We start from the raw sequence: 23,724 nt of genomic DNA, 5'->3' as shown, positions 1-23,724 counted from the left end.
CGCCGATGCCCAACAGAATCGCTGCCGTAGCACCCAGCGAAGCACCGGAGGAAATACCCAAAATATATGGGTCAGCCAAGGGGTTCTTTACTACAGCCTGCATGATAACACCGCAAACCGAAAGGCCCATACCGACTAAGGCAGCCAACACCAGACGCGGCAAACGCAGCAGCCAGATAATATCATGCAGCGGACCCTGACCTGCGGTTTCAATTGCTATTCCGCTTGTAAACTGATTTACTATCCCCTCATAAATTTGGATAAATGACAGCTTTACCGTACCAATGCTGAGAGCCCATAAAAAAGCAAGCACCAAAAATACTGCTAAAATAAGCATTATTAAAGCAACACTAATTTCTCTTGAACGATTTCTCATAATTAACTCCTTTTGCCGGAATCACTTAATCCCGGATAAAGACCATTTTTTATCAGCCGTATTCCCTTGATAGTTTTTATAGCAGGTGTGTACATGCAGTCAAAAGGCAGCAAGCATATACGATTGCTTTGAACAGCCTTCAAGGAGCTGTATTCAGGTTGCTGAAATATATTTCTGATCATATCCTTCTGGTAATCGCTAAAATATACCACAAAAATTACATCCGGATTTTCTGCTATAAGACCTTCAACGCCTACTCTTGTTTCTTTAACAGGCATGCATCCGCCTAACGATCTGACCATATCGCCTACCAGCCAGCCATCATCATAATTCGTAAAAGCACCTCGACCGATTACCTCTATAACCATAACTCTCTGCTGCGGTTGTCCTCGGACAGCTTCGTGAGTAGTTTTTAACTCATCTTGAATTTCACGAATCAAATGATTGGTTTTCTGTTCCACGCGAAAGATTTTTCCCATATCCGCTAGGAATTGCTTCTCATCCTCTATTGTTCCGTGCTTTAAAATATGATTCGATGTAGCTACTACATATGTTTTGATTCCTCTGTCATTCCACCATCCTGTAGGCCTTCTGAGGATAGACGTAAAGGTTGATTTCCACCCCAAAATAAAATCTGGATTTGCCGACAGTACAGTCTCCGTATTTAGGGAGTTTACTGTTTTTTTCTGTATCTTCGCCATTTCCTCCGGGTATTCTTGCAGCAGCCTCTTGTAGCTCATACTTTTGGGCGACACAGATGTTGCTACAATAGAATCACCTAAACCTAAAGCCAACAGAGTTTCCATTGTATTTAATTCATCTACAACAACACGCTGCGGCTTATGAGTAAAAGTCATTTGAATCTTGTTCCTGTTCGAATCATAGGTATCTATAGTAACCGGATCATATTGACCTATATCTGTGCCATTTCCTCCTGCATTAGGTATATATTCCTCGCCATTTACGAAAAATGCACCTACAAATATTATTCCTAGTATCACTGCTAAAAAAAATAAATTTTTCATTTTCGTACCCTAAAAGATGCAAAAACAAGCCAAGGATGAAAACCTCAGCTTGTTTTGCATAATCAATTGCTAAAAATTAGAATTTGTACTTAACGCCAAGCATGAAGGAACGACCTGGTTGCGGCCAAGAACCAATACCGTTATAGTAGGTATAAGTATTTTCCCAAGCCTGATTTGTCAGGTTGCTTACTGTACCATAGAGAATCCAATTTTTCTTAAATTCGTAGTTAGCAGCCAAGTCAAGCACGAAGAATCTGTTGCTTGTAAATGCTTCAGTGTTTAAGCCTGTATAGTAGTTACCAAACAAAGAAACGCTCAGTTTGTCATTTTCATAGGTCAAATCTGCAGTATAAATATTCTGCGGACGCAGTCTGTTGATTGCAGTATTGACGTTACCATTTGTCCATGTCAAATCCGGATCAAATTGCATACCATCTTTTGCTTTCCATTCGTCACATGCGTGAGAATAGTTCAAATTCAGTCCCAAATGCTCATTAAATTTTTGAGAAATAGTGAAGTTGAAAGATTTTTTATCTTCCTTAGCATTTACATATTTATTTTTGAAATCTTTAATATCCTTATCCCAGACACTAAATCTTGCAATAGCGTTGCTCATTTTGGTGTAATCGTAATGCATGGAAACAGAGGTTTTGTCAGAGAAATCCTTTCTTACGCCAACTGTCCAAACATCACCTTTTTCATCTTCCAGTCCAGCAGGAGCACTACCATTCTTCATATCATAGTCAGAAACACGCAAAGGTCTGTATACTTTAGTATAGCCCAAATACATGCTTGCTGTATCATCAAAGGCATACTGTGTATTTAAGGTCGGAGTAATGGTAGTTGTAGATTCAGCAGAATTCCACTTTGTACCATCTCTGTTAGTTCGTGAAAAATCACTGTAATAAGAATATCTTACAGACGGTGTAATATCCCAATGATCATTGATGTGAATTTTATCCTGGATATAGCCCAAAACGCTGTCTCTTTCAGTTACAGATTTCTGATTTGTTCTGGTAGAGAAGCCTAAGTATTTGGATTTATCATAAGTCCAGGTTGTCAGCAAATCATGAATGCCGACAGATTTTGCAAGCTGGAGCTGAACGCCGTCATTTTTCAGCTCATTGTAATAAGATCTATAGTTTCTTCCTACGTAATTAGTTTTTACCCATTCATCCCATTCCTTAGTAAACGGCAACGGTGCTTTCAGGTCTCCGTCACCACCACCGAAAGATCCCCAATATCTTTCATTTTGTTTGTAATATCTGATAAAGCTTTCCATACCATTTTCCTTATTGAAGGAATAGGTTACATCATAGTTATTCTTGTTGTATGCGTTATATGCACCAGTCCACATAAGCCATAAGTTTCTGTAACCAGGATTATTAATATTGCCATAACGGTCGTTGTGATAATATTGTTTAATTCTTTCCCACTCGGTAGGAGTCAGATATTTATAATAAGGTGCTGTAAACGGATAATCATCGTCACCCTGCAAATGACTGTAAGCTACAGTCAATCTGTGCGTATCATCAAAATCATAGTCAACACGTGCGTTGATAGAATCGTCTTTGTAAGCGGTTTGTGCCCATGTATGATTTACACCGGTTAAGCCATCTTTGTAATGAGAGTTACCGCCGGTTTCACGGCGTCCAGACATGAATACCTTTAACTTTCCGTCAGCGCTACCACCGGACACAGACATTCCATAGTTACGTTTATTCCAAGAACCAGCAGAATAATCTATAGAACCAGTTGTTTTCTGTCCACCTTTTTTAGTAATGATATTGATAACACCACCTGTAGCATCTGCACCATAAATAGAAGCACCAGGTCCTTTAATTACTTCGATTTTATCGATATTATCCATGCTGGTAATCTGGTTAATATCTACCATTGCCTTAGTACCGTAACCAGAATTGCTTCCAACTGTACTACCAGCTGTGTTATCCATACGACGTCCGTCAATCAATACTACTACTCTGGCATCACCATTAATGCTTACAATAGTATGGGTTTCGTTATTACCATATTCGGCGCCTCTATAGCCGCCAGGAGATTTTATCTGTACACCGGGAATAGTTTTTAAAGCATCACCTAATTGCTGATAATGACGTTTCTCTAAAGTCTCGCTGGTAATTACATGAACGTCACCACCAGTACGATAGTAGGATTGCTCAGTATTAATATCACCAAATTGGTTTCTTACAGCATCAGCTTCAACAATAACGCCATCCAACGTATAATTATCTAAGTTTTTGTCAATAACAGAGGCGGCACTTGCACTTGCGCACAGGCCCATTACCATCATCATAGCAGCCGCAGCTGTATATCTTTTCTTCATGTTACTCATACACTTCTTTCTGTAAAATTTGAGTTTCTTGCAAACTCAACGCCTAATACTCATCAAAAACATTATCAGAACCGCGCACCGTTAATATACGTAAACGTATAGGTCTGCGCCGTTACCCAGTTGCCAACGCTTTCGTCAGCAAATTTGCCAAAGTTAAGATTCAGCTTACGTGAACCATTGGCAGGAATCTTGCAAATCGGAAACTTTACCGGTCTGCCAAGAAATTGCTTACGCTCGCCGTTTTTATCTGTGTAAGTAACACGCATAATAAATTCGTTCAGCTTAGTGATTGCTACATCATTGCGCTTATTTACGAATGTGCCTGTTACACACAGCTCGCCGCCGTTAACCCATACCTTGGATGTTGTCCAGTCCAAAATCATCTTGTCACTCGATACCTCAGCACCGGCAAGTGCTGGGCACATAAGCGCCAAAATTAAGGTCAATAGCATAAATATCCTTTTCATAGCTCCTCCTTTCTCTCGTAATCCTTGAGCATACTGGGACAAAATTTATTTTCATAAAAGCATCTGACCAAGCTATCCTTGTTCCGCTTGTCAGATGTTAATATGCAAGAATAATAAATACACTTCATACAAATATTGCAGTCAAAATAAAAGCGCCTTGCCGTACTGTGACAGCAAGACGCACTTATCCCTGGGAAAGCGCAATCCTGTACATCGCAGGTTGTTGAAAGGCCCTATATCAGGCAGTTCTTCTGGCTCTGCTTCACTGCCAGCCTTGTCTTCCCGGTTTCCCAGTGACTATATAAGGCCAGCTCCACATTACAGCTGCGGGACAGCACAGGTTTTGCACCTGTTTACCTATTAAGTATAAATACACCTGATACGCTTTTATTCTCTTGTTCTCTCGTTAGGTTCTTAAATTTTATAGCAATATATCATGCAGTTTTTGCAGTTCCTCAAAGAGGAAAATACTTACATGTAAAGCTCTCTAAATTGTTAATTATGTATATTGGCTTTTTTCTTATTTTTACAATAACTTTAATTACATAATTACTCACTGCTATAATTATAGCACGTTGTCCCCCCCCGTCAAGCAAAAGTACATCGAGTACTTTTGGCTTGCAGGTGCCTTCGGCACCTGATAAATGAAAAAAGACCCCATTCTCTTACAATGAAGTCCTTTTTGATTAAAGCATTATTATATTGTGATTACACGTCAACTAACCTACAACTATATTCTTAGTCTGACGTAATATAGCTCGCCAGCTGTGATGCATCTAAAAAATTTCATACACCTAATTTTCCAGCATCAAAAAGCGCTGCAATGCCTGCTCCACAATTTTATTCAATGAAATGTTGTTCTGTAAAGCGCAAATCGCCGCCTGCTTATGCATCTCAGCGGGAATACGCACATTAAAGCTTCCCTTATACGCCTTTTCCGGTGTAACACCTTCGGCAGCACACATAGCTATATAATCATCGACCGCTCCATGAAAATCCTCTACTAATTCCTGCGCGTTTTTACCGTCATAGGAAATTAAAGAACGTATTCCCAAAACCTTACCGAAGAAAAGTCCATCCTCCTCCGAAAATTCCACAGATCCTACATAGCCTTTATATTGCATGGTATTCTTCACAGCAATCCCTCCTGTTCTAATACAGAAATCAGTGTTCTAATCTGATATGCAATTATTTTTATATTATCATATTTTAAATATTTAAGCAAACAGCAAATCGCCGCCTGCCTTACGGCCGACGGCGCTTGCTTCTTTCCCTTATTTTTAATTCTTTCCCTTGTTTTTCAAAAAATCTTTCCCTTATTTTGGAGGTTTTTCTAAGCCGGCTTATCTGTTTTTCTGGCGCCGGCCTTTAGCAAAATAATATATGCAGGGGCATTATATATATTTCTCTTCGCCCCATACTGCCAACTATTTTCTAACCACTAAACACTTACCACTATTCACTAATATCCACTAATTACTTCTCTGCGCGGTTGATAGCGCAGATAATACCGCGCAACGCTGCCACGTTGACGTTAGAGTGAATGCCTACACCAAAGATATGGCCATTATTTTTCTGCTTCAGCTCGATGTAGCAAATACCCTTCGCATCAGAACCCTTGGAAATTGCATGCTCATGGTAGTTGACGAATTCGTAGCCATTAATCCCAACACCGGTGAGCGCCTGGAAGAAAGCATCAATAGGACCATTGCCTACGCCAACTACGCTCTTATTCTCGCCTGCAACCGCAATTTCACCTTCAAAACGGCTGTGGATGCTGCCATCAGCTTCGTTAAGCTCGGTGAAGCGATGACGCAGAAGCTGGTACTTGCCGGCAAAGTCGATATATTCCTTGCGGAAGAGCTGCACAATCTGCTCGCTGGAAAGCTCGTCGCCGTATTCGTCAGCAGCAGCCTTCACGATATTGCCAAATTCCGGATGCATTTCCTTCGGCAGATTGTAGCCAACGGTATGCTGCAGCACGAAGGCAGCACCACCCTTACCGGACTGGCTGTTGATGCGGATAACAGGCTCGTATTCACGATGGATATCCGCTGGATTAATCGGCAGATAAGGTACCTCCCAGTATTCTGTGCCACTGTTTTTCATGTACTCATAGCCTTTGCGGATAGCATCCTGATGCGAACCGCTGAAGGCAGTGAAGGCCAGCTCGCCTGCATAGGGCTGACGCTCCGGTACATGCATTCTGGTGCATTCCTCATAAACATTTTTGATATCCAGAATATGCGAAAAATCCAACTCGGGATCAACATTTTGTGTAAACATGTTGAGGGCTACAGTTACAATATCAAGGTTACCGGTACGCTCGCCGTTACCGAACAAAGTGCCTTCGATACGGTCGGCGCCGGCCAAAAGTGCCAGCTCGGCGCAGGCAACGCCGGTACCGCGGTCATTATGCGGATGCACGCTGACAATTGCTGCCTCACGGTTTTTAATATGACGGCAGAAGTATTCAATCTGGTCGGCATAGGTGTTCGGTGTACACATTTCAACAGTAGAAGGCAGGTTGAGGATAATGGGGTTTTCTTTGCTGGAGCCCATTTCCTGCATTACAGCCTCGCAAATTGCCACAGAGAAATCTATTTCCGTACCGGAAAAGCTTTCCGGAGAATATTCATAGCGGATATTCATACCGCTGCGGGCAACCTCTTCTTCCGTCAGCTGGCGGATAAGGCGCGCGCCCTGCACAGCGATATCGGTGATACCGTCCATATCCTTGCCAAAAACAATTTTGCGCTGCAGTGTTGAAGTAGAGTTATAAAAATGGATGATAACATTCTTCGCACCGCGTACTGCCTCAAAGGTTTTGCGGATAAGCTCTTCACGCGCCTGCACCAGAACCTGTACGGTTACATCATCGGGAATGTGTCCGCCTTCAATCAACGTGCGCAGAATTTCGTATTCTGTTTCCGATGCGGAAGGAAAGCCAACCTCGATTTCCTTAAAACCACAATCTACCAGAGTGTGGAAAAAGCGGATTTTTTCCGGAATGCCCATCGGTGTTACCAAAGCTTGGTTGCCGTCACGCAAATCAACACTGCACCATACAGGTGCTTTGGTAATCGTTTTATCAGGCCATTGACGGTCGGTAATTTTTATTTGTTCAAACGGAATATATTTTTTCTCCTGCTGCATGATTAATTTCCCCCTAGCTTTTCTTAACAATTATAAACAAAAATCCCCGTCCCTAACCTGTGTTATTTATTAATAACACAATTAGGGGCGGGGAACAATTCCACGCTGTACCACCCTATTTCAACAGTACCTCAACAGCACTGTCCTCTCAGCCTCCAACAAGGCCTTTGCCTGTAACGTGACCACACGTCCTTCCCTACATATCGGAAAGGCAACTCCGGGATCAGTATGCATATAACCATTGACATCGCTTTACACCAACCAGCGACTCTCTTAGCCCATCCGGTCATATCTTCTTCCCTTCACCGTTTTTTTAGGGACGATATTTGATTCGTTGAATGCTATTATACGCACTCTGCTTTTAATTGTCAATAATCTTTCTGAAATTTATTTTTTTACAGCAAATTTGTAAACAATGTAACAGCAATTAGTGTGCTTCTATCCACGAATACTTATCCACAGCTTATGTGTTTTACCCACAGATTATCAACAGACTTATCAACAGTTGTGTATAACTTTACCTGCTGCTGATGAGCTTGCGCAGTAAATCAACAACGATAATGGAAGCGCCAAACAGGACGACAACGCCCCATTCATGCGCATTCAGCGGTGTTGTACGCAATACACGCCCACCAACAAAGGTCAGCAGCACCTGAATTGCAACAATCAGCGCCATTACCTGTAAGAAGCCCTTGTTCAGGCTGATATTCTTTAACAGGTTCAAACCGTCAGTACGCACATTAAAGCCATTGGCAACTGCCATGAAAATGTAGGCGCAGAAGAAGCCCGTGTAGGTATAAATATGATTATCTGCATCACGGAACAGATGGTCAACCCATGCGCTCTTATAGAAGGCAATACCCACAATCGTCATATAAAGACCACTTACAATAACGCTCGTAAGCATCTTTTTGCTGACAAGCGGTGCACTGCGGCGCTTAGGCGCCTCGCGCAGATACTGTGCCAATGCAGGCTCGCCGCCGAAAGCAAGCGCAGCAAGGGTATCCATTACCAGGTTAATCCAGAGAATTTGGGTAATAGTCAACGGCTCATCGATATTGATAAACGGAGCAATAAAGTTAATTGCCACAGCCGAGAAGTTAATCGTCAGCTGGAAAACAATAAATTTACAGATAGAATTATAAATTGTTCTTCCGTACAAAATTGCCTGCTTGATGCTCAGGAAATTATCGTCCATGATAACGATATCGCCTGCTTCCTTGGCAACCTCTGTACCGCTGCCCATAGCAAAGCCAACGTCGGCCTTTTTAAGCGCCGGTGAATCATTTACACCATCGCCGGTCATACCGGTTACAAGATTCAGCTCCTGCGCCAGGCGCACCAGGCGCGATTTATCCATCGGTAAAGCACGTGCCACTACACGCAGATGCGTCAGCTTAGCCTTGACCTCATCATCACTCATCTGTGCCAGCTCGTCGGAGGTCCAGACTACATCCTCCGCGCTTTGCAGCAGGCCTGCATCCTTGGCAATGGCAACTGCAGTTTCTTTACGGTCACCGGTAATCATTACTACCTGCACACCGGCCTGCTGTACAGCCTTAATAGCCTCCACTGCTTCCGGACGCACGTCATCACGGATGGCAACAACACCGGCAAGCGTCAGTCCTTTATCCGGCAGGTTATCAGCAGGTATTCCCTCATAGGTGCACAGTGCCAGCATTCTCATTGCCTGTCCCGCAAGCTCCAGCATTCTGTTATCCAGAGCTGCTTTCATCTCATCAGTCAACGGCAAACGCAGACCGTCATTGGACCAATACCAATCGGCAGCCAGCAGCAGCTTTTCCGGTGCGCCCTTAATCAGGCAATATGCTGCGCCGCCGTCAGCGGGAGCAACCTGCGCCCAGGAATATTTATTGGCACTGTTAAACGGAATAAAGCGCTGGCGCTGCGGCAGCTGCGGCAAACGATAGGTACCGACATAATTGTTTAATGCTGCTTCCGTCATATTACCGCCGACAATCTTGCCGTCGGTAACGGTAGATGATGTATTTATTAAAACCTGCTGGCAGGTCAGCTCCTTAAGACGTGCAGGCAATGAGGTAAATTCGGTAATTTCCTGTAAATCGCCGGTTAAGAAGCGTACTACCTCCAGCTGTCCTTTAGTAATAGTGCCTGTTTTATCGGTAAACAGCAGGTTCAGGCTGCCTGCCGTTTCAATGCCCACGAGCTTACGCACCAATACATTATCGTGCAGCATCTTGCGCATATTGAGCGAAGAAACTATAGCAATCATCAGCGGCAGGCCTTCCGGTACTGCCATAACGATAATAATAATCGCCAAAATTACAGCCTGTACCAAATCGGCAATTACTGTTGTCATATCAGCAAAATATGCCGCAAAGCTGCCTGCCAGATATATTTTATGCAGCATTACCGCTACTGCTATCAGCACACCGCCGGCATAGCCGAATTTACTTATCTGCTCTGCCAATCCCTTCAGCTTCAGCTTCAGCGGGCTGTCACGTTCATCATCCTTCAGCTCCTGCGTAAGCTGGCCGTAAACGGAATTATCACCTATCTTTACCGCCTGCATCACAGCAGTACCATCTACCACAACGCTGCCACGAAACAGCTTATGCTCATCCAGAAAATCAATTTTACCGTCATCCCATTGAAAGTCAGCAGGTGCCACTGTTTTTTTTGCTTCCTCGCTTTCGCCGTTCAGCGCTGCCTGGTCCAGCTTCAGCGTTCCCTCCAGCAAAATTCCGTCTGCCGGTATTTTATCGCCGGCCTCTAAGATAATTGCCTCACCAACAACAACATCATCAATAGCAATTTCCTCCGGCTCACCGTCACGCCACACCTTGCAGCGTATACGGCTGGCTTCTTCCTGCAGCTTTTGAAAGGCATTCTCATTGCTGTATTCGGACCAGGTAGAAACAAAGGTTGCCAAAATAATTGCCAGAAAAATACCTATTGTTTCAATCCAATCACCATGACCAAGATACACGAAAAAAGCATTTACCAGCAGTGCTACTATCAGGATGCGGATAATGGGATCCTGAAAATTCCCCAGCAGCTTGCTCCAAAATGTTTCCCGCGGCGGCTGCGTCAACGTGTTATCACCGTACTTGCGCCGTGACTCTTCAATCTGCTCCTTGCTTAAGCCATATTTACTCATTTTCTTCCTCCTTTGACCTTGCGTCTGCTACTTGTCGAAAATTGTGGTAAATCATGCAAGTACACTCTTCACCTTATATTATATATTAAAAAAGGGCGAGACAATGCTGTAAAATAAAAATATTTTACAACAAAGTCTCGCCACTTAATTACAAAGCCGGATTCTTCCGAATCGTACTGACGGCAGTGTAAACACCAGCCCTAAGGCTTGTGCCGGCTACTCCCCTTATTTAAGAAAGTACCATATTTTTTTATTCAGCTTATTCAGCCCAAACAGCTTTCATCAGCTTAGGATATTCAGTGTTAAGGTGGTCAACAATAACGTCGATTACTGCATGAATCATTTGCGGTACGAATTGCTCGTCGGTAGAAGGAATGCAGCTTTCAATGATGATATTGCCAGCTTCATCAGCGTAATATTTGAATACCTTGTAGTTTTCGTTCAGAGCGTTCAGGTGTTCCAGAACAGCAGCCTTATTGGCTTCTTTAACCAAGCCTGCACCTACGCGAACCTGCAGCATTACATAAATGCTGTCATCAATTACCAGCATAGTCGGCAGATTTTGACCTTGGATGCCGATAGCGGAACGGAAAACAACGGGATGCATAAAGCTTTCTTCAGGAACCTCGTCTGCTTTCGGAACTTCGAAAACGTCACCCCAGTTAATTTTGTTTTCTTCAAGGAATTTCTTGTAAACTTCAGCTTTCTTATTCATCATAAGACCTCGCTTTCATTGTTATAATACTATTATACACTATTATCGTTATTTGTGTACTTTTTTTACTAGTAAATATATTTGTTTTACACAAAATTCACAGCTCATTCAGCTTTTATTTTTAGGGCAAATTCATAACCATACTTTTCTGCAGCTTCAAGCTCAGCCTTCTGCGGCGTCCATTTGCAGTTGAAGCCGGGTTCTACTGCATCAAAGCAGCTTTTTGCCAGCAGCTCCTCCATATCCTTCTGCGCACCACCGCCCCAGCCAAAGGTACCGAAGGCTGCAGCTTTTTTACCTTTAGCGCCGAGTCCTTTAAGATAAATCAGCAATGAACCCATATTCGGCAGCATGCTGCAATTAAGAGTTGAAGATCCTGCCAAAAAACCGGAGGCAGTAAAGAGCTCTGCTGCTACCGTACTGTTAGGTGTAGTGCCCATTTTGAATACTTTAACAACAATGCCGGCATTAGCAGCACCGCGCGCAATCGCCCGTGCCAGCTTTTCCGTACCGCCCCACATGCTGTCATAGGCAATAACAAGGCTGCCATCCTGTACACCGCTGCCCCATTCGCTGTAGCAGCGCAGGATATCGGCAATATGCTCCGTCCAGATTACACCATGGGAAGGCGCAATCATTTTAATATCAAGACCGCCAAGCTTTTTCAGCGCATTGCCAATCAACTTGGCATAAGGCCAGAGAATGTTGGCAAAATACTTTTTAGCTTCGTAGAACAGCTCGTCCTGATTTACTTCACAGTCAAAGCGCTTACTGGTAGCATAATGCTGACCGAAGGCATCATTGGAAAAAAGAATTTTATCATACTCACTATAGGTAGCCATACTGTCAGGCCAATGCAGCATTGCCATAGAAGCGAAGGTTAAGGTGCGCTTGCCGATATTTAAGGTTGTTCCGTCTTTAACAACCTCAAAAGCAAAAATATCTCCGTAATGCTGAATCGCCTCGTTTTTACCTTGCATCGTAATATAGAACTTTGCTTTGGGGCAAGCCTTGGCTAACGCAGGCATAGCACCGGAATGGTCAGGCTCAACATGGTTGATGACAATATAGTCAATGGAATCCAATGGTGTTACCTTACTGATATTAGCAAGCAGCTCTTCGGTAAAGGGCGCTTTAACAGTATCAATCAAGGTTATCTTTTCATCCATAATCAGATAAGAGTTATAGGTTGCACCTCTCTCTGTTTTGTAGCCGTGAAAATCACGCACAGCCCAATCCTGAACACCAACGTCATAAATATTTTCTGCAATTTGCAATGGCAGCATAAGAAAACCTCCTTACAATTTTTCAAGGGTAACTTGACGAGTTGATTTATTTAAGCGTAAAACAAGCTCGTGATATTTATTCAGCGTACTGCGATGACCGACACTTACAACAGTAGTCTGCTGTAAACGCTCCTGTAGCAGGCTGTACATAGTCGCCTCAGTGTCTTCATCCAAAGCAGATGTTGCTTCATCCAGGAAAAGCCACTGTGGCTGCTGGATATGGGCACGTACAAAGGCCAAACGCTGCTGCTCACCGACAGAAAGCACATGGCTCCAGTCAGCCTCCAAATCGAGCTTATCCTTAAGATAACCAATCTGGCACAAATCCATCAGATAAATCAATTCAGTATCATCTATCGGTTTATTTCCCGGGTAATTAAGGGCAGCACGCAGTGTGCCCAACGGCAGATAAGGCTTTTGCGGAATAAACATCAGCTTATCACGTGACGGAAGAAAGATTTTGCCGTCGACGAAGGGCCAGATACCGGAGATGGCACGCAGCAAGGTACTTTTACCGCTGCCGCTGACACCCTTAATCAAAACATTATGCCCCGGATGCAGAGTAAAGCTGATATTTTCCAGAAGCGGCTTTCCGTCCGGCAGATTTATCTGCATATCGTTAACCTCAACAACATCTGCAGCAGCAAAGCGTTCCACATGAAAGCGTTCCGCCTGCTGAGAAACCTCATGCATATGGTGGCCGAAGTAAGTTAAACGCATTACAACAGCCTGCCATTGAGCAATGCTGCTGTACATATCAACAAAATATGAAAGCGAATCCTGCACACGGCCAAAGGCACTGGCAACCTGCATCAGTCCGCCTAGTGTTACTTCTTTCGTAAGATAACGGTTCATGGCTACAACAAAGGGAAAAATGATAGCGATTTGAGAATAACCGGAATTTAAAAAGACAAGCTGTTTCTGTTTATTAACCAGTTTCCAGAAGTTATCCAAGAGCATTTTAAAGCGTAGCTTAAATACACTGCCCTCCTGCGCTTCACCACGGTAGAAGGCAACGCTTTCCGCACTTTCACGCAGGCGAATCATACTGAAACGGAAATCCGCTTCATATTTCTGTTGGATAAAGTTGATTTTAACAAGCTTGCAGCCAACAAGATGGGTAATATAGGTACCAATTACAGAATATATCAGTGATGCCCACAGCATGTAGCCATTAATTGTCCACGTCTTACCCATAAAGGTAAAGCTAAGACTGCCGGAAAGATTGTATAAAATAACAACAAAGGATGCAAACGTGCAAAACGCCTTGAGGATCCCTATGCCAAAGCTCAAGGTCATTTCAACAAACTGACGCACGTCCTCACTGATACGTTGGTCAGGGTTATCCGTATCCTTACCGAACATCTGCAGATTATAATAGGTTTTGTTTTGCAGCCAGATGTCGATAAAACGCGTTGTCAGCCAACGACGCCAATTCAAAATCAATGTCTGCTGTAAATAATATGAGTATACTGCCAATAAGATATAAATGGCAGCTAACCATGAAAAATGAATAAGCTCGTCAAAAATCTTCTTAGCATCATAGTTTTGCAAGGCACTGTAGAAGCTGTTATTCCACTGGTTAAGCAGAACAAGCATATAAACCACGCCAAGTGTCAGCGCTATAATACAGCCCAATAAAAAGAAAGCCTTTTTCTTCTCTTCGGATTGCCAATAGCTTTTCGTAAGGTACCAGACATCCCTAAAAAACTGTCTGGTCAGATTAAATCGTTGCATATACTCAAGACTCCTCTTGTAAAGAAATGCTATTCAATTCTTGAACAGTTCTTTTTTATTATACTATAAATATTAGCCTGAGAGTATCGCCAACAATAAAATTTACATTTTAGATACAAAAAAGAGCTCACACTAATGTGTGAGCTCTTGAAGTTAGCTAATGATTATTTGCCAACAGGACCGATCATAGCCAGCATGGTACCTGCAGCAACTGCAGTACCGATAACGCCTGCTACGTTAGGACCCATAGCGTGCATCAGCAGGAAGTTAGCCGGGTTAGCTTTCTGACCAACTTTTTGAGATACACGAGCAGCCATAGGAACTGCAGAAACGCCAGCGGAACCAATCAACGGGTTGGTCTTGCCACCGTCTACAATGCACATGATCTTACCGAAGATAACGCCAGCAGCAGTACCAGCTACGAATGCAACCAGACCCAGAACGATGATCAGCAGAGTCTTAGCGTTCAGGAAAGACTCAGCGCTCATGGTCAGACCAGTACCGGTAGCCAGCATGATGGTTACAGTGTTCATCAGAGCGTTTTGTGCGGTGTCGGACAGACGATCCAGGCAACCAGCTTCTTTGAACAGGTTACCCAGCATCAGCATACCAATCAGAGCGGTTACGGAAGGTAACAGCAGAGAAATAACGATGGTGCACATGATCGGGAAAGCAACCTTTTCAAAGTGAGAAACCGGACGCAGCTGTTGCATAACGATCTTACGATCTGCTTCAGTGGTGAACAGTTTCATGATAGGAGGCTGAATCAGCGGAACCAGAGACATGTAGGAGTAAGCAGCAACTGCGATTGCACCTAACAGCTGAGGAGCCATTTTAGCAGCCAGGTAGATGGAAGTCGGGCCGTCAGCACCACCGATGATGCCGATAGCAGCAGCTTCTTGTACGGTGAAGCCAAGCAGCATAGCGCCCAGCAGAGCTACGAATACACCGCCCTGTGCAGCAGCGCCCAGGAGCAGGGTTTTCGGGTTAGCCAGCAGAGGACCAAAGTCGGTCATAGCGCCTACGCCCAAGAAGATCAACGGAGGGAATACTTCGTGGTGAATACCATACATGATAACGGACATAACACCAGGTTCTTCGAAACCGTTTTTAGGAATGTTAGCAAGAATACAACCGAATGCGATCGGGGACAGCAGCAAAGGCTCAAAACCTTTACCAATAGCCATATAAAGCAGAACCAGACCTACAACGATCATGATTACGTGACCGCCTGTCAGTGCAGAGAAACCGGAATCTGCCCATACGGAAGACAAAGCAACGAGAAATGCTTCCATTTAATATCCTCCCAATTTTCAATTTGTGGAAGGGGCTCTGCGAAAAGCCCCCTCCAAAGATCAAGGGTATTTAAGACTTACTGATATTGCGAACTATCGAGTAAGAATTAGAGAACGATCATAACGTCGCCGGTAGCAACAGTTTGACCTGCGGAAACGCGAACGTCGGAAACAGTGCCATCAGCCGGAGCCATGATTTCGTTTTGCATTTTCATAGCTTCCAGAATCAGCAGAACGTCGCCGGATTTAACAGCGTCGCCAGCTTTTACGTTAACGGACAGAACTTTGCCCGGCATAGGAGCGGAAACGGTGGTTGCACCAGCAGCAACCGGAGCAGCAGCTTTCGGAGCCGGAGCCGGAGCAGCTTTCGGAGCGGAAGCAACAACGCCTGCTTCTTCAACTTCAACTTCGTATGCGGTACCATTTACGGTGATAGTATACTTTTTCATGGATATAATCCTCCTTAAAATCTCGTTTTTTAATTAAAATTGCAAACTATATGCATTAGAAGCATTCTTTACGAACGCTAATAGCTTCAACACGACTGCTTACAGTCCATGCAGATTTAGCATCAATACGACGTACGCAAGCGATTTGGTCTGCGCTAACGCCGCAAGCTGCTACTGCTGCAGCGATAACAGCGATAATTTCGCTATCATCTTGAGCTGCTGCAACCGGAGCTGCAGCGGGAGCTGCTGCCGGTGTAGGAGCTACTGCCGGTTTAGCAACTTTTTTTTTAGTCGGATCGATAACTTGGAGTAAGTTCATCAATATGCCCAGAGCGATCAGTACGCCGAATACGATGGTCATATTGATTAAAGCAATCAACCAAGGATTAGTAGTAACAGGACCCATTTATTTCACCTCATCTTATCTTAAAATAGGTTGTTTAAGCACTAAGCAACTGCTTGTGAATTACAAAGGAATGTTGCCGTGGCGTTTTGCCGGACGGGTTTCGCGTTTGCTTTCCAGCATTTGCAGAGCGTTGATGATGGTGGGACGAGTATTTTTCGGTTCGATAACCATGTCAACCATGCCGCGCATTGCTGCTTGGTACGGAGTAGCGAAGTTGTCGATGTACTCTTTAGTCTTAGCTTCAACATCAGGATCTTTACGGAAGATGATGTTAGCAGCACCAGCAGGACCCATAACTGCGATTTCAGCGGTCGGCCATGCGATAACTTGGTCAGCGCCCAGATCTTGAGAGCACATTGCCAGATAGGAACCGCCGTAAGCTTTACGGGTAACCAGAGTGATTTTAGGAACAGTTGCTTCAGAGTAAGCATACAGCATCTTAGCGCCGTGACGGATAATGCCGCCGTATTCTTGGTTGCAGCCAGGCAGGAAGCCAGGAACGTCAACCAGGTTCAGCAGAGGAATGCCGAAAGCGTCGCAGAAGCGGATGAAACGAGCGGATTTATCGGAAGCGTTGATATCCAGGCAGCCAGCCATAACTTTCGGTTGGTTAGCAATGATACCTACGGTTTGACCATCCATACGAGCGAAGCAAGTGATGATGTTGGTTGCCCAGTATTTTTGGTTTTCATAGAATTCGCCGTTATCTACGATAGATCTGATTACATCATACATATCGTAAGCTTGGTTGGAGTTGTCCGGCAGCAGAGTGTTCAGGCTGTCGTCGGTACGCATCGGGTCATCACCAGTCTCTACAATCGGAGCACCTTCAACGTTGTTGGAAGGCAGGAAGGAGAGCAGGTAACGGATTTGTTGCAGGCAGTCTTCGTCGTTTTCAGCAGCGAAGTGAGCAACACCAGAAGTGCTGTTGTGGGTCATAGCGCCACCCAGTTGTTCTTGGGTTACATCTTCACCGGTAACGGATTTAACTACTGCAGGGCCGGTAATGAACATTTTGGAAGTGTTCTTTACCATGTAGATGAAGTCGGTCAGTGCCGGGCTGTATACAGCGCCGCCAGCGGAAGGACCCATAATTGCAGAAATCTGAGGAACTACGCCGGAAGCAATGGTGTTCTCGAAGAAGATTTTACCATAGCCAGCCAGAGCGTCGATAGCTTCTTGGATACGAGCACCGCCGGAATCGTTCAGGCCAACCAGCGGAGCACCCATTTTCAGTGCCAGGCGTTGTACTTTAACGATTTTAGCAGCATGCATTTCGCCGAGGGAGCCACCTTCAACGGTGAAGTCCTGTGCGAATACATAAACCAGACGGCCATCGATGGTGCCGTAACCGGTGGTTACGCCTTCACCAGGCAGTTCTTTCTTTTCTTGACCGAAGTTGTAGCAACGATGACGTACAAAACGGTCGAGTTCTACGAAGGAACCTTCGTCGAGGAGAGCAGCGATTCTTTCACGAGCAGTCATTTTGCCGGATTCATGTTGTTTAGCAACACGTTTTTCGCCACCAGCAGCCAGAATTACTTCGGCTTTTTTGAGCATTTTCTCAATTTTTTCTTGAGTAGACAAATCTTACACCTCCATCATTATTGGGAGAACAAATTTATACACAGATGCTGAAGATATATCACTTGTATATCTCCAGCATTATGTAGCTTAAATTATGGGACCTTAAATCGCCCTGAATCTACGAAGCTAATAAATTAGTCTTTGTAGGTTGCAGCCGGTTGGCACAGCTCGAGCAGCAGGCCAGCGGATTTCGGATGAACGAAAGCAATTTTCATTTGGCCAGCACCGTTACGAGGAGCTTTGTCGATCATGCGAACGCCAGCTTCGGTCAGGTCAGCGATAGCTGCTTTGATGTCGTCAACGCGCAGAGCCATATGTTGGATGCCAGGGCCGTTTTTAGCAATGTATTTGCCGATAGGACCATCGTTGTTTTCAGTGATATCAACAAGGAGCTCAATCAGGGTTTCGCCGCAGGGAACAAATACGGTAGCAACACCTTGTTCTTTAACTTCTTCAGTGCCGGTAGCTTTCAGGCCCAGTACCTCAGTGTAAATTTTTGCAGCTTCTTCCAAGGTACCAGCGCAAGCGATACCTACATGGTCAACACAAATAGTTTTGAATGCCATAATAAATTCCTCCTAAAATTGTTTTTTTTGGCGGTTTATTTTAAAACCTTGCCAACAATATCATCAACGACAGAGTACGGCTCAATCTCGCGGGACTGCATTTTTACAACTAAGTTGTCAAATTCATCCGTTTGAATGACGTTCTTGTCGATGTAGCGATTTACATGGTCATTAAGCATAGCGGTAACCTCGTTTTTAATACGAGCTTTACGGATATCGTTTAATTTACCACTCTCAATCAAATATGCCTTGTGTGCCTCAATAGAGTCCACAACAGCCTCTATACCTTCACCCTTGCTGGCAATGGTCCTGTTAATCGGAGGACGCCAGCCAACATGTTCGGGATTTAATTCGAGCATCATCTCAATCTCAATGTTGAGCTTGTCTGTACCTTCACGATCAGCTTTGTTAATCGTGAACAGGTCACCGATTTCAAGTATACCTGCTTTAATTGCCTGGATATCGTCGCCCATGCCGGGGATTACTACTACCATGGTAGTATCTGCGGTCTTAACAATGTCAACCTCAGATTGTCCTACGCCTACGGTTTCAACGATAATAACATCCATGCCGAAAGCATCCATTAATTTAACAGCGTCACCTGCTTTTTGAGACAGGCCGCCAAGACTGCCGCGTGTTGCCATAGAGCGTACAAAAATGCCCTCGTCTGCGGTCAGATCCATCATTCTGATACGGTCGCCTAAAATAGCGCCGCCAGAATACGGGCTAGTGGGGTCAATTGCTACGATACCTACGGTCTTGCCGCGTTTACGGTATTCTTTAGCCAATTTATCAGTCAGAGTACTTTTACCAGCACCCGGAGGGCCGGTGATACCAATTACATAAGCATTACCAGTATGAGGATAAATCTCTGTCATAATTTTGACAGCATCATCGTATTCATTTTCAACAGCAGTGATTGCTTTAGATAATGCAAGACGAGAATGATTTAATAATTTATCTACTATTTCCATAATTCACACCGCCTTGTTTTTGGATAGTGAATATTTTATAAGGCAAGCCGGGACAAACCCGGCTTGCTTTAAGGGATAAAATTATTTTACGTTAGCGTTGATGAAATCAACAATTTTGCTGGTCGGGGTGCCCGGAGTGAATACTTCAGCAATGCCAGCAGCTTTCAGGCCAGGGATGTCAGCGTCAGGAATAACGCCGCCGCCGATAACCAGAACGTCGGTCAGGCCTTTTTCTTTCAGCAGTTCAACTACTTTCGGGAAAAGGGTGTTGTGAGCGCCGGACAGCAGGGACAGTGCAACAACGTTTACGTCGTCTTGCAGAGCAGCTTCAGCGATTTGTTCCGGAGTCAGACGGATACCGGTGTAGATAACTTCAAAACCAGCGTCGCGCAGAGCACGAGCTACAACTTTAGCACCGCGGTCATGGCCATCCAGACCCGGTTTAGCAACTAAAACTTTAACGTTTGCCATTATAGTTTACCTCCGTATATTGGTTGAGTTTACAAATTAGAGTGCAGTATGAGGTTGGTATTCACCGAATACTTGTCTCATAACGCCGCAGATTTCACCTTCGGTTGCATATGCACGAACTGCATCCAGGATGTAAGGCATCAGGTTTACATTTTCGTCTGCGCATGCAACTTTCAGAGCAGCCAGAGTTTCTTCTACTTTAGCGTTGTCACGGCGAGCTTTCAGAGCAGCAATCTTTTCAGCTTGCAGCTTGCCTACAGAACCGTCTACGCGCAGCAGGTTTTTCGGAGCTTCTTCTTCTTGGGTGAATTTGTTAACGCCAACGATGATACGGTCGCCTTTTTCGATTTCCATCTGCCATTTGTAAGCAGAGTCTTGGATTTCTTTTTGGATGTAGCCTTTAGCGATAGCTTCAGGAGCGCCACCGATTTCGTCAATTTTCTTAATGTAGTCCCAAGCTTCAGCTTCGATCTTATCGGTCAGAGCTTCTACATAGTAGGAGCCGCCCAACGGATCGATGGTGTCAGCCAGACCAGATTCGTAAGCAACGATTTGTTGGGTACGCAGAGCGATGGTTACAGACTCAGTGGTCGGCAGTGCCAGAGCTTCGTCTTTGGAGTTGGTGTGCAGGGATTGAGTACCACCCATTACAGCAGCAGCAGTTTGCAGAGCAACACGAACGATGTTGTTGTTCGGTTGTTGAGCGGTCAGCATGGAGCCAGCGGTTTGGGTATGTACACGCAGCATCATGGATTTAGCTTTCTTAGCGCCAAAACGCTCTTTCATAACTTTGGACCATACACGACGGGAAGCACGGAATTTAGCAACTTCTTCGAGTACGTTGTTATGAGCATTCCAGAAGAAGGACAGACGGCCTGCAAATGCGTCAACGTCCAAACCAGCTTTGATAGCAGCTTCTACATAAGCGATACCATCAGCAATAGTGAATGCGATTTCCTGAGAAGCGGTGGAACCAGCTTCACGGATATGGTAACCGGAAATGGAAATGGTGTTCCACAGCGGTACGTTCTTGGAGCAATATTCAAAAATGTTGGTGATCAAACGCATGGACGGTTTCGGCGGGAAAATGTAAGTGCCGCGAGCAGCATACTCTTTCAGAATATCGTTCTGAATGGTACCACGCAGTTTGTCAGCGGAAACGCCTTGTTTCTCAGCTACTGCAATGTACATAGCCAGCAGTACGGAAGCAGGAGCGTTAATGGTCATAGAAGTGGATACTTTATCCAGGGAAATTTGGTCGAACAGGATTTCCATGTCAGCCAGGGAGTCGATAGCTACGCCTACTTTACCAACTTCGCCTTCAGCCATCGGATCGGTGGAATCATAACCGATCTGGGTCGGCAGGTCGAATGCGCAGGACAGGCCGGAACCACCGTTAGCCAGCAGGTAACGATAACGTTTGTTGGATTCTTCAGCGGTGGAGAAACCAGCGTACATACGCATGGTCCAGAAACGGCCACGATACATGGTCGGTTGAACACCACGGGTGTAAGGATATTCACCAGGGAAGCCCAGTTTAGTCATGTAGTCAAAGTTTTCACCAAGATCTACCGGGGTGTACAGTCTGTTAGGAACCAGGTTTGCGCGTTCAGGGAATTTTGCCAGTTTAGCTTCAACTTCAGCATGATATTTCTCTAAACCAGCTTTAATGTTTTCAAATGCCATTCTCAAATCCTCCTTAAAATATTTGTGTTTCATATTTCGGATTGGACGGTTCCGAAATGATGGTGAGAGTGTTCCGTCTATGACGGCTATATATGGCAAAGTCTAGGGTGAGACTTCGTCAACTGAATTTATTGGGCAAAGCCTTGGGTGAGGCTTTGTCTATGTATACCTGCCGGTGGGAATCTCACCCACCGGCAAGCACATTACATAGTTTAACCTATTTTGCAAAACTTAACAAGGGGTTTCGCAAAGTTTTTTTAAAATTATTTACCTTCAACCATGCCTTCCATGGAACCGGTTTCAGCAAACATTTTGTAGCAATCGAATGCTTCTGCCAGGATGTGCGGAGTTTGGCTGTTGCCGCAAGCTTCGCAAGCGCGTTTGAAGTAATCATACAGCCAAGGTTGATATTTCGGGTTAGCAATCTGATCGATGATGATCGGAGCTTTTTCTTTCGGGCTCAGGCCACGCAGGTCAGCAACGCCACGTTCGGAAACGATAACGTCAACGTCCAGGGTAGCATGGTCGATATGGCTGCAGAACGGAACTACGGAAGAAATCTTGCCGCCTTTTGCCAGGGAGTTGGTGAAGAATACGGTCAGGTAGCCGTTACGAGCGAAGTCACCGGAACCGCCAACGCCGTTCATCAGCTTGGTGCCGCAAACATGAGTGGAGTTTACGTTACCATAGATATCAACTTCAATAGCGGTGTTCATTGCGATTACGCCGATACGACGAGCAACTTCAGGGCTGTTGGAGATTTCTTGCGGACGGAGCAGCAAATATTTTTTGTAGAAGTCTACGTTCTCGTAGAATTTCTTTTGGCACTCAGGAGACGGAGTCAGAGCAGTACCGGAAGCAACGCGGAGTTTACCAGCATCGATCAGGTCGAACATACCATCTTGAATAACCTCAGTGTAAACGGTCAGGTCTTCGAAATCGGAGTTAACCAGACCATTGATAACTGCGTTAGCAACGGAGCCTACGCCGGATTGCAGCGGCAGCAGGTTTTTCGGCAGACGGCCTTCTTTAACTTCGTTTTTCAGGAAGTTAACGAGGTTAGCGCCCATATGTTTAGCGTCGTCGTCGATTTCGCCCAGCGGACGAACGATGTCAGGACGGTCGCAAGGAACTACTGCAACGATTTTTTCTACTTCGCAAGGAATGTAGGTGGTACCGATGCGGTCTTCCGGAGCGGTGATAGGAATCGGTTGACGATTCGGGGGATCCAGAGGAATATAGGAGTCATGCATGCCTTCCAGGCCTACCGGTTGAGTGGTGTTAACTTCAACGATAACTTTTTTAGCGCCAGCTACATAAGAGGAGCTGTTGCCCATGGAAGTGGTCGGAATCAGGCCTACTTTGCCATCGCCGAGGTCATTGATTTTGCAAACTTCAACAATTGCAACATCCGGACCGGTCGGGCGGCCAGCCATGAAGCCATAGCGAACCATTTGAGCCATGTGAGACAGATGAATATCAGCGTATTTTACTTTACCAGCGTTGATAGCTTTACGCATGGTGCCGTTGGTCTGGTAAGGCAGACGACGGTCAATGATGCCAGCTTCAACCATTGCTTGGTCGATTTCAGGACCAACAGATGCGCCAGTCCAAACGTTAACTTTGAAAGGAGTTTTTTTGCCCTTTTCAGCAAGAGCCAGAGGAACAGCTTTCGGATAGCCAGACGGGGTAAAACCGCTGACACCTAAATTGTCACCATCTTTTACGAATTCTGCAGCAGCTTCAGCGCTCATCACTTTGTCAGCTACTACGTCACAAATGCGATCTTTAATATCGATCATGTTTACCTTCCTCCTTTTAATTAGGACATTGAGTTTTTATAAGGGTGTTACCCCTTTGCATATAACTTATCAGCAATACCCTGCGGCATTACAAATAAGATATTACCGTATATCAAGCTCTTCACAAATATTTCATACTTGACTATATAGTCATTTCGACATATAAGAGAAAACTCCTGCTTATACTATAAATATTTTTTCAAAGGCTTCTTTACTATCTGCTACAATTAT

General features: G+C 44.7%; 19 protein-coding genes, 1 riboswitch and 1 other annotated feature. All 19 genes read right to left on the bottom strand.

Features of this window, described 5'->3' with window-relative positions; genetic code table 11:
• Positions 1–376 (bottom strand): iron chelate uptake ABC transporter family permease subunit (locus tag Q7Q81_RS08455; RefSeq protein ID WP_304275268.1); only part of this gene is annotated, 376 nt, incomplete at its 3' end.
• A gap of 2 nt (positions 377–378) precedes the next feature.
• On the bottom strand, positions 379–1,401 hold the full coding sequence (locus tag Q7Q81_RS08450; RefSeq protein ID WP_304275265.1) for an ABC transporter substrate-binding protein: 1,023 nt from the start codon (positions 1,399–1,401) through the stop codon (positions 379–381).
• 76 nt (positions 1,402–1,477) lie between these two features.
• Positions 1,478–3,745, bottom strand: coding sequence for a TonB-dependent receptor (locus Q7Q81_RS08445; RefSeq protein ID WP_304275262.1), 2,268 nt, complete (start codon positions 3,743–3,745; stop codon positions 1,478–1,480).
• A gap of 74 nt (positions 3,746–3,819) precedes the next feature.
• Positions 3,820–4,221, bottom strand: coding sequence for a hypothetical protein (locus Q7Q81_RS08440; RefSeq protein ID WP_304275259.1), 402 nt, complete (start codon positions 4,219–4,221; stop codon positions 3,820–3,822).
• 224 nt (positions 4,222–4,445) lie between these two features.
• Positions 4,446–4,616, bottom strand: a riboswitch (cobalamin riboswitch).
• Between the two features lie 399 nt (positions 4,617–5,015).
• Positions 5,016–5,357: a type II toxin-antitoxin system HicB family antitoxin gene (locus Q7Q81_RS08435; RefSeq protein WP_304275257.1), complete on the bottom strand. Its 342-nt coding sequence runs from the start codon at positions 5,355–5,357 to the stop codon at positions 5,016–5,018.
• Between the two features lie 340 nt (positions 5,358–5,697).
• Complete coding sequence (gene leuA / locus Q7Q81_RS08430; protein ID WP_304275254.1) at positions 5,698–7,377, bottom strand: 2-isopropylmalate synthase; 1,680 nt, start codon at positions 7,375–7,377, stop codon at positions 5,698–5,700.
• Between the two features lie 80 nt (positions 7,378–7,457).
• Positions 7,458–7,692: a binding site (T-box leader), on the bottom strand.
• 202 nt (positions 7,693–7,894) lie between these two features.
• Positions 7,895–10,519, bottom strand: a complete 2,625-nt coding sequence (locus Q7Q81_RS08425; RefSeq protein ID WP_304275251.1) for a calcium-translocating P-type ATPase, PMCA-type — start codon at positions 10,517–10,519, stop codon at positions 7,895–7,897.
• A gap of 259 nt (positions 10,520–10,778) precedes the next feature.
• The gene (locus tag Q7Q81_RS08420; protein WP_304136088.1) at positions 10,779–11,237 is read right to left on the bottom strand and encodes a YbjN domain-containing protein; all 459 of its coding nucleotides are present in this window, start codon (positions 11,235–11,237) and stop codon (positions 10,779–10,781) included.
• A 101-nt stretch (positions 11,238–11,338) separates the two neighbouring features.
• Positions 11,339–12,520, bottom strand: a complete 1,182-nt coding sequence (locus Q7Q81_RS08415) for an FprA family A-type flavoprotein (RefSeq protein ID WP_304275249.1) — start codon at positions 12,518–12,520, stop codon at positions 11,339–11,341.
• 12 nt (positions 12,521–12,532) lie between these two features.
• Entirely contained in the window at positions 12,533–14,257 is a 1,725-nt protein-coding gene (locus Q7Q81_RS08410) for an ABC transporter ATP-binding protein/permease (protein ID WP_304275245.1), read from the bottom strand.
• A 164-nt stretch (positions 14,258–14,421) separates the two neighbouring features.
• Positions 14,422–15,552, bottom strand: coding sequence for a sodium ion-translocating decarboxylase subunit beta (locus Q7Q81_RS08405; RefSeq protein ID WP_293722729.1), 1,131 nt, complete (start codon positions 15,550–15,552; stop codon positions 14,422–14,424).
• 107 nt (positions 15,553–15,659) lie between these two features.
• Complete coding sequence (locus tag Q7Q81_RS08400) at positions 15,660–16,001, bottom strand: biotin/lipoyl-containing protein (RefSeq protein WP_304275241.1); 342 nt, start codon at positions 15,999–16,001, stop codon at positions 15,660–15,662.
• 55 nt (positions 16,002–16,056) lie between these two features.
• Positions 16,057–16,407 (bottom strand): OadG family protein, encoded by a 351-nt coding sequence (locus tag Q7Q81_RS08395; protein WP_021719201.1) that lies wholly within the window; start codon positions 16,405–16,407, stop codon positions 16,057–16,059.
• Positions 16,408–16,467: 60 nt separating this feature from the next.
• Entirely contained in the window at positions 16,468–17,967 is a 1,500-nt protein-coding gene (mmdA, locus tag Q7Q81_RS08390) for a methylmalonyl-CoA decarboxylase subunit alpha (RefSeq protein WP_210685480.1), read from the bottom strand.
• 161 nt (positions 17,968–18,128) lie between these two features.
• Positions 18,129–18,560 (bottom strand): methylmalonyl-CoA epimerase, encoded by a 432-nt coding sequence (mce, locus tag Q7Q81_RS08385; protein WP_021719203.1) that lies wholly within the window; start codon positions 18,558–18,560, stop codon positions 18,129–18,131.
• Positions 18,561–18,595: 35 nt separating this feature from the next.
• Positions 18,596–19,534, bottom strand: a complete 939-nt coding sequence (meaB, locus tag Q7Q81_RS08380; RefSeq protein ID WP_009145656.1) for a methylmalonyl Co-A mutase-associated GTPase MeaB — start codon at positions 19,532–19,534, stop codon at positions 18,596–18,598.
• An 81-nt stretch (positions 19,535–19,615) separates the two neighbouring features.
• Complete coding sequence (locus Q7Q81_RS08375; protein WP_293690592.1) at positions 19,616–20,005, bottom strand: cobalamin B12-binding domain-containing protein; 390 nt, start codon at positions 20,003–20,005, stop codon at positions 19,616–19,618.
• Between the two features lie 36 nt (positions 20,006–20,041).
• Complete coding sequence (locus Q7Q81_RS08370) at positions 20,042–21,691, bottom strand: acyl-CoA mutase large subunit family protein (RefSeq protein WP_293807890.1); 1,650 nt, start codon at positions 21,689–21,691, stop codon at positions 20,042–20,044.
• A gap of 263 nt (positions 21,692–21,954) precedes the next feature.
• Positions 21,955–23,493, bottom strand: a complete 1,539-nt coding sequence (locus Q7Q81_RS08365; protein WP_293693531.1) for a succinate CoA transferase — start codon at positions 23,491–23,493, stop codon at positions 21,955–21,957.
• Positions 23,494–23,724 lie beyond the last annotated feature (231 nt).

Origin of the sequence: Phascolarctobacterium succinatutens, assembly GCF_958453765.1 — a bacterium.
Lineage (GTDB): Bacteria > Bacillota > Negativicutes > Acidaminococcales > Acidaminococcaceae > Phascolarctobacterium_A > Phascolarctobacterium_A succinatutens_B.
The sequence above is the reverse complement of the archived record's forward strand: the minus strand, read 5'-3'. Positions and strand labels throughout refer to the sequence as shown.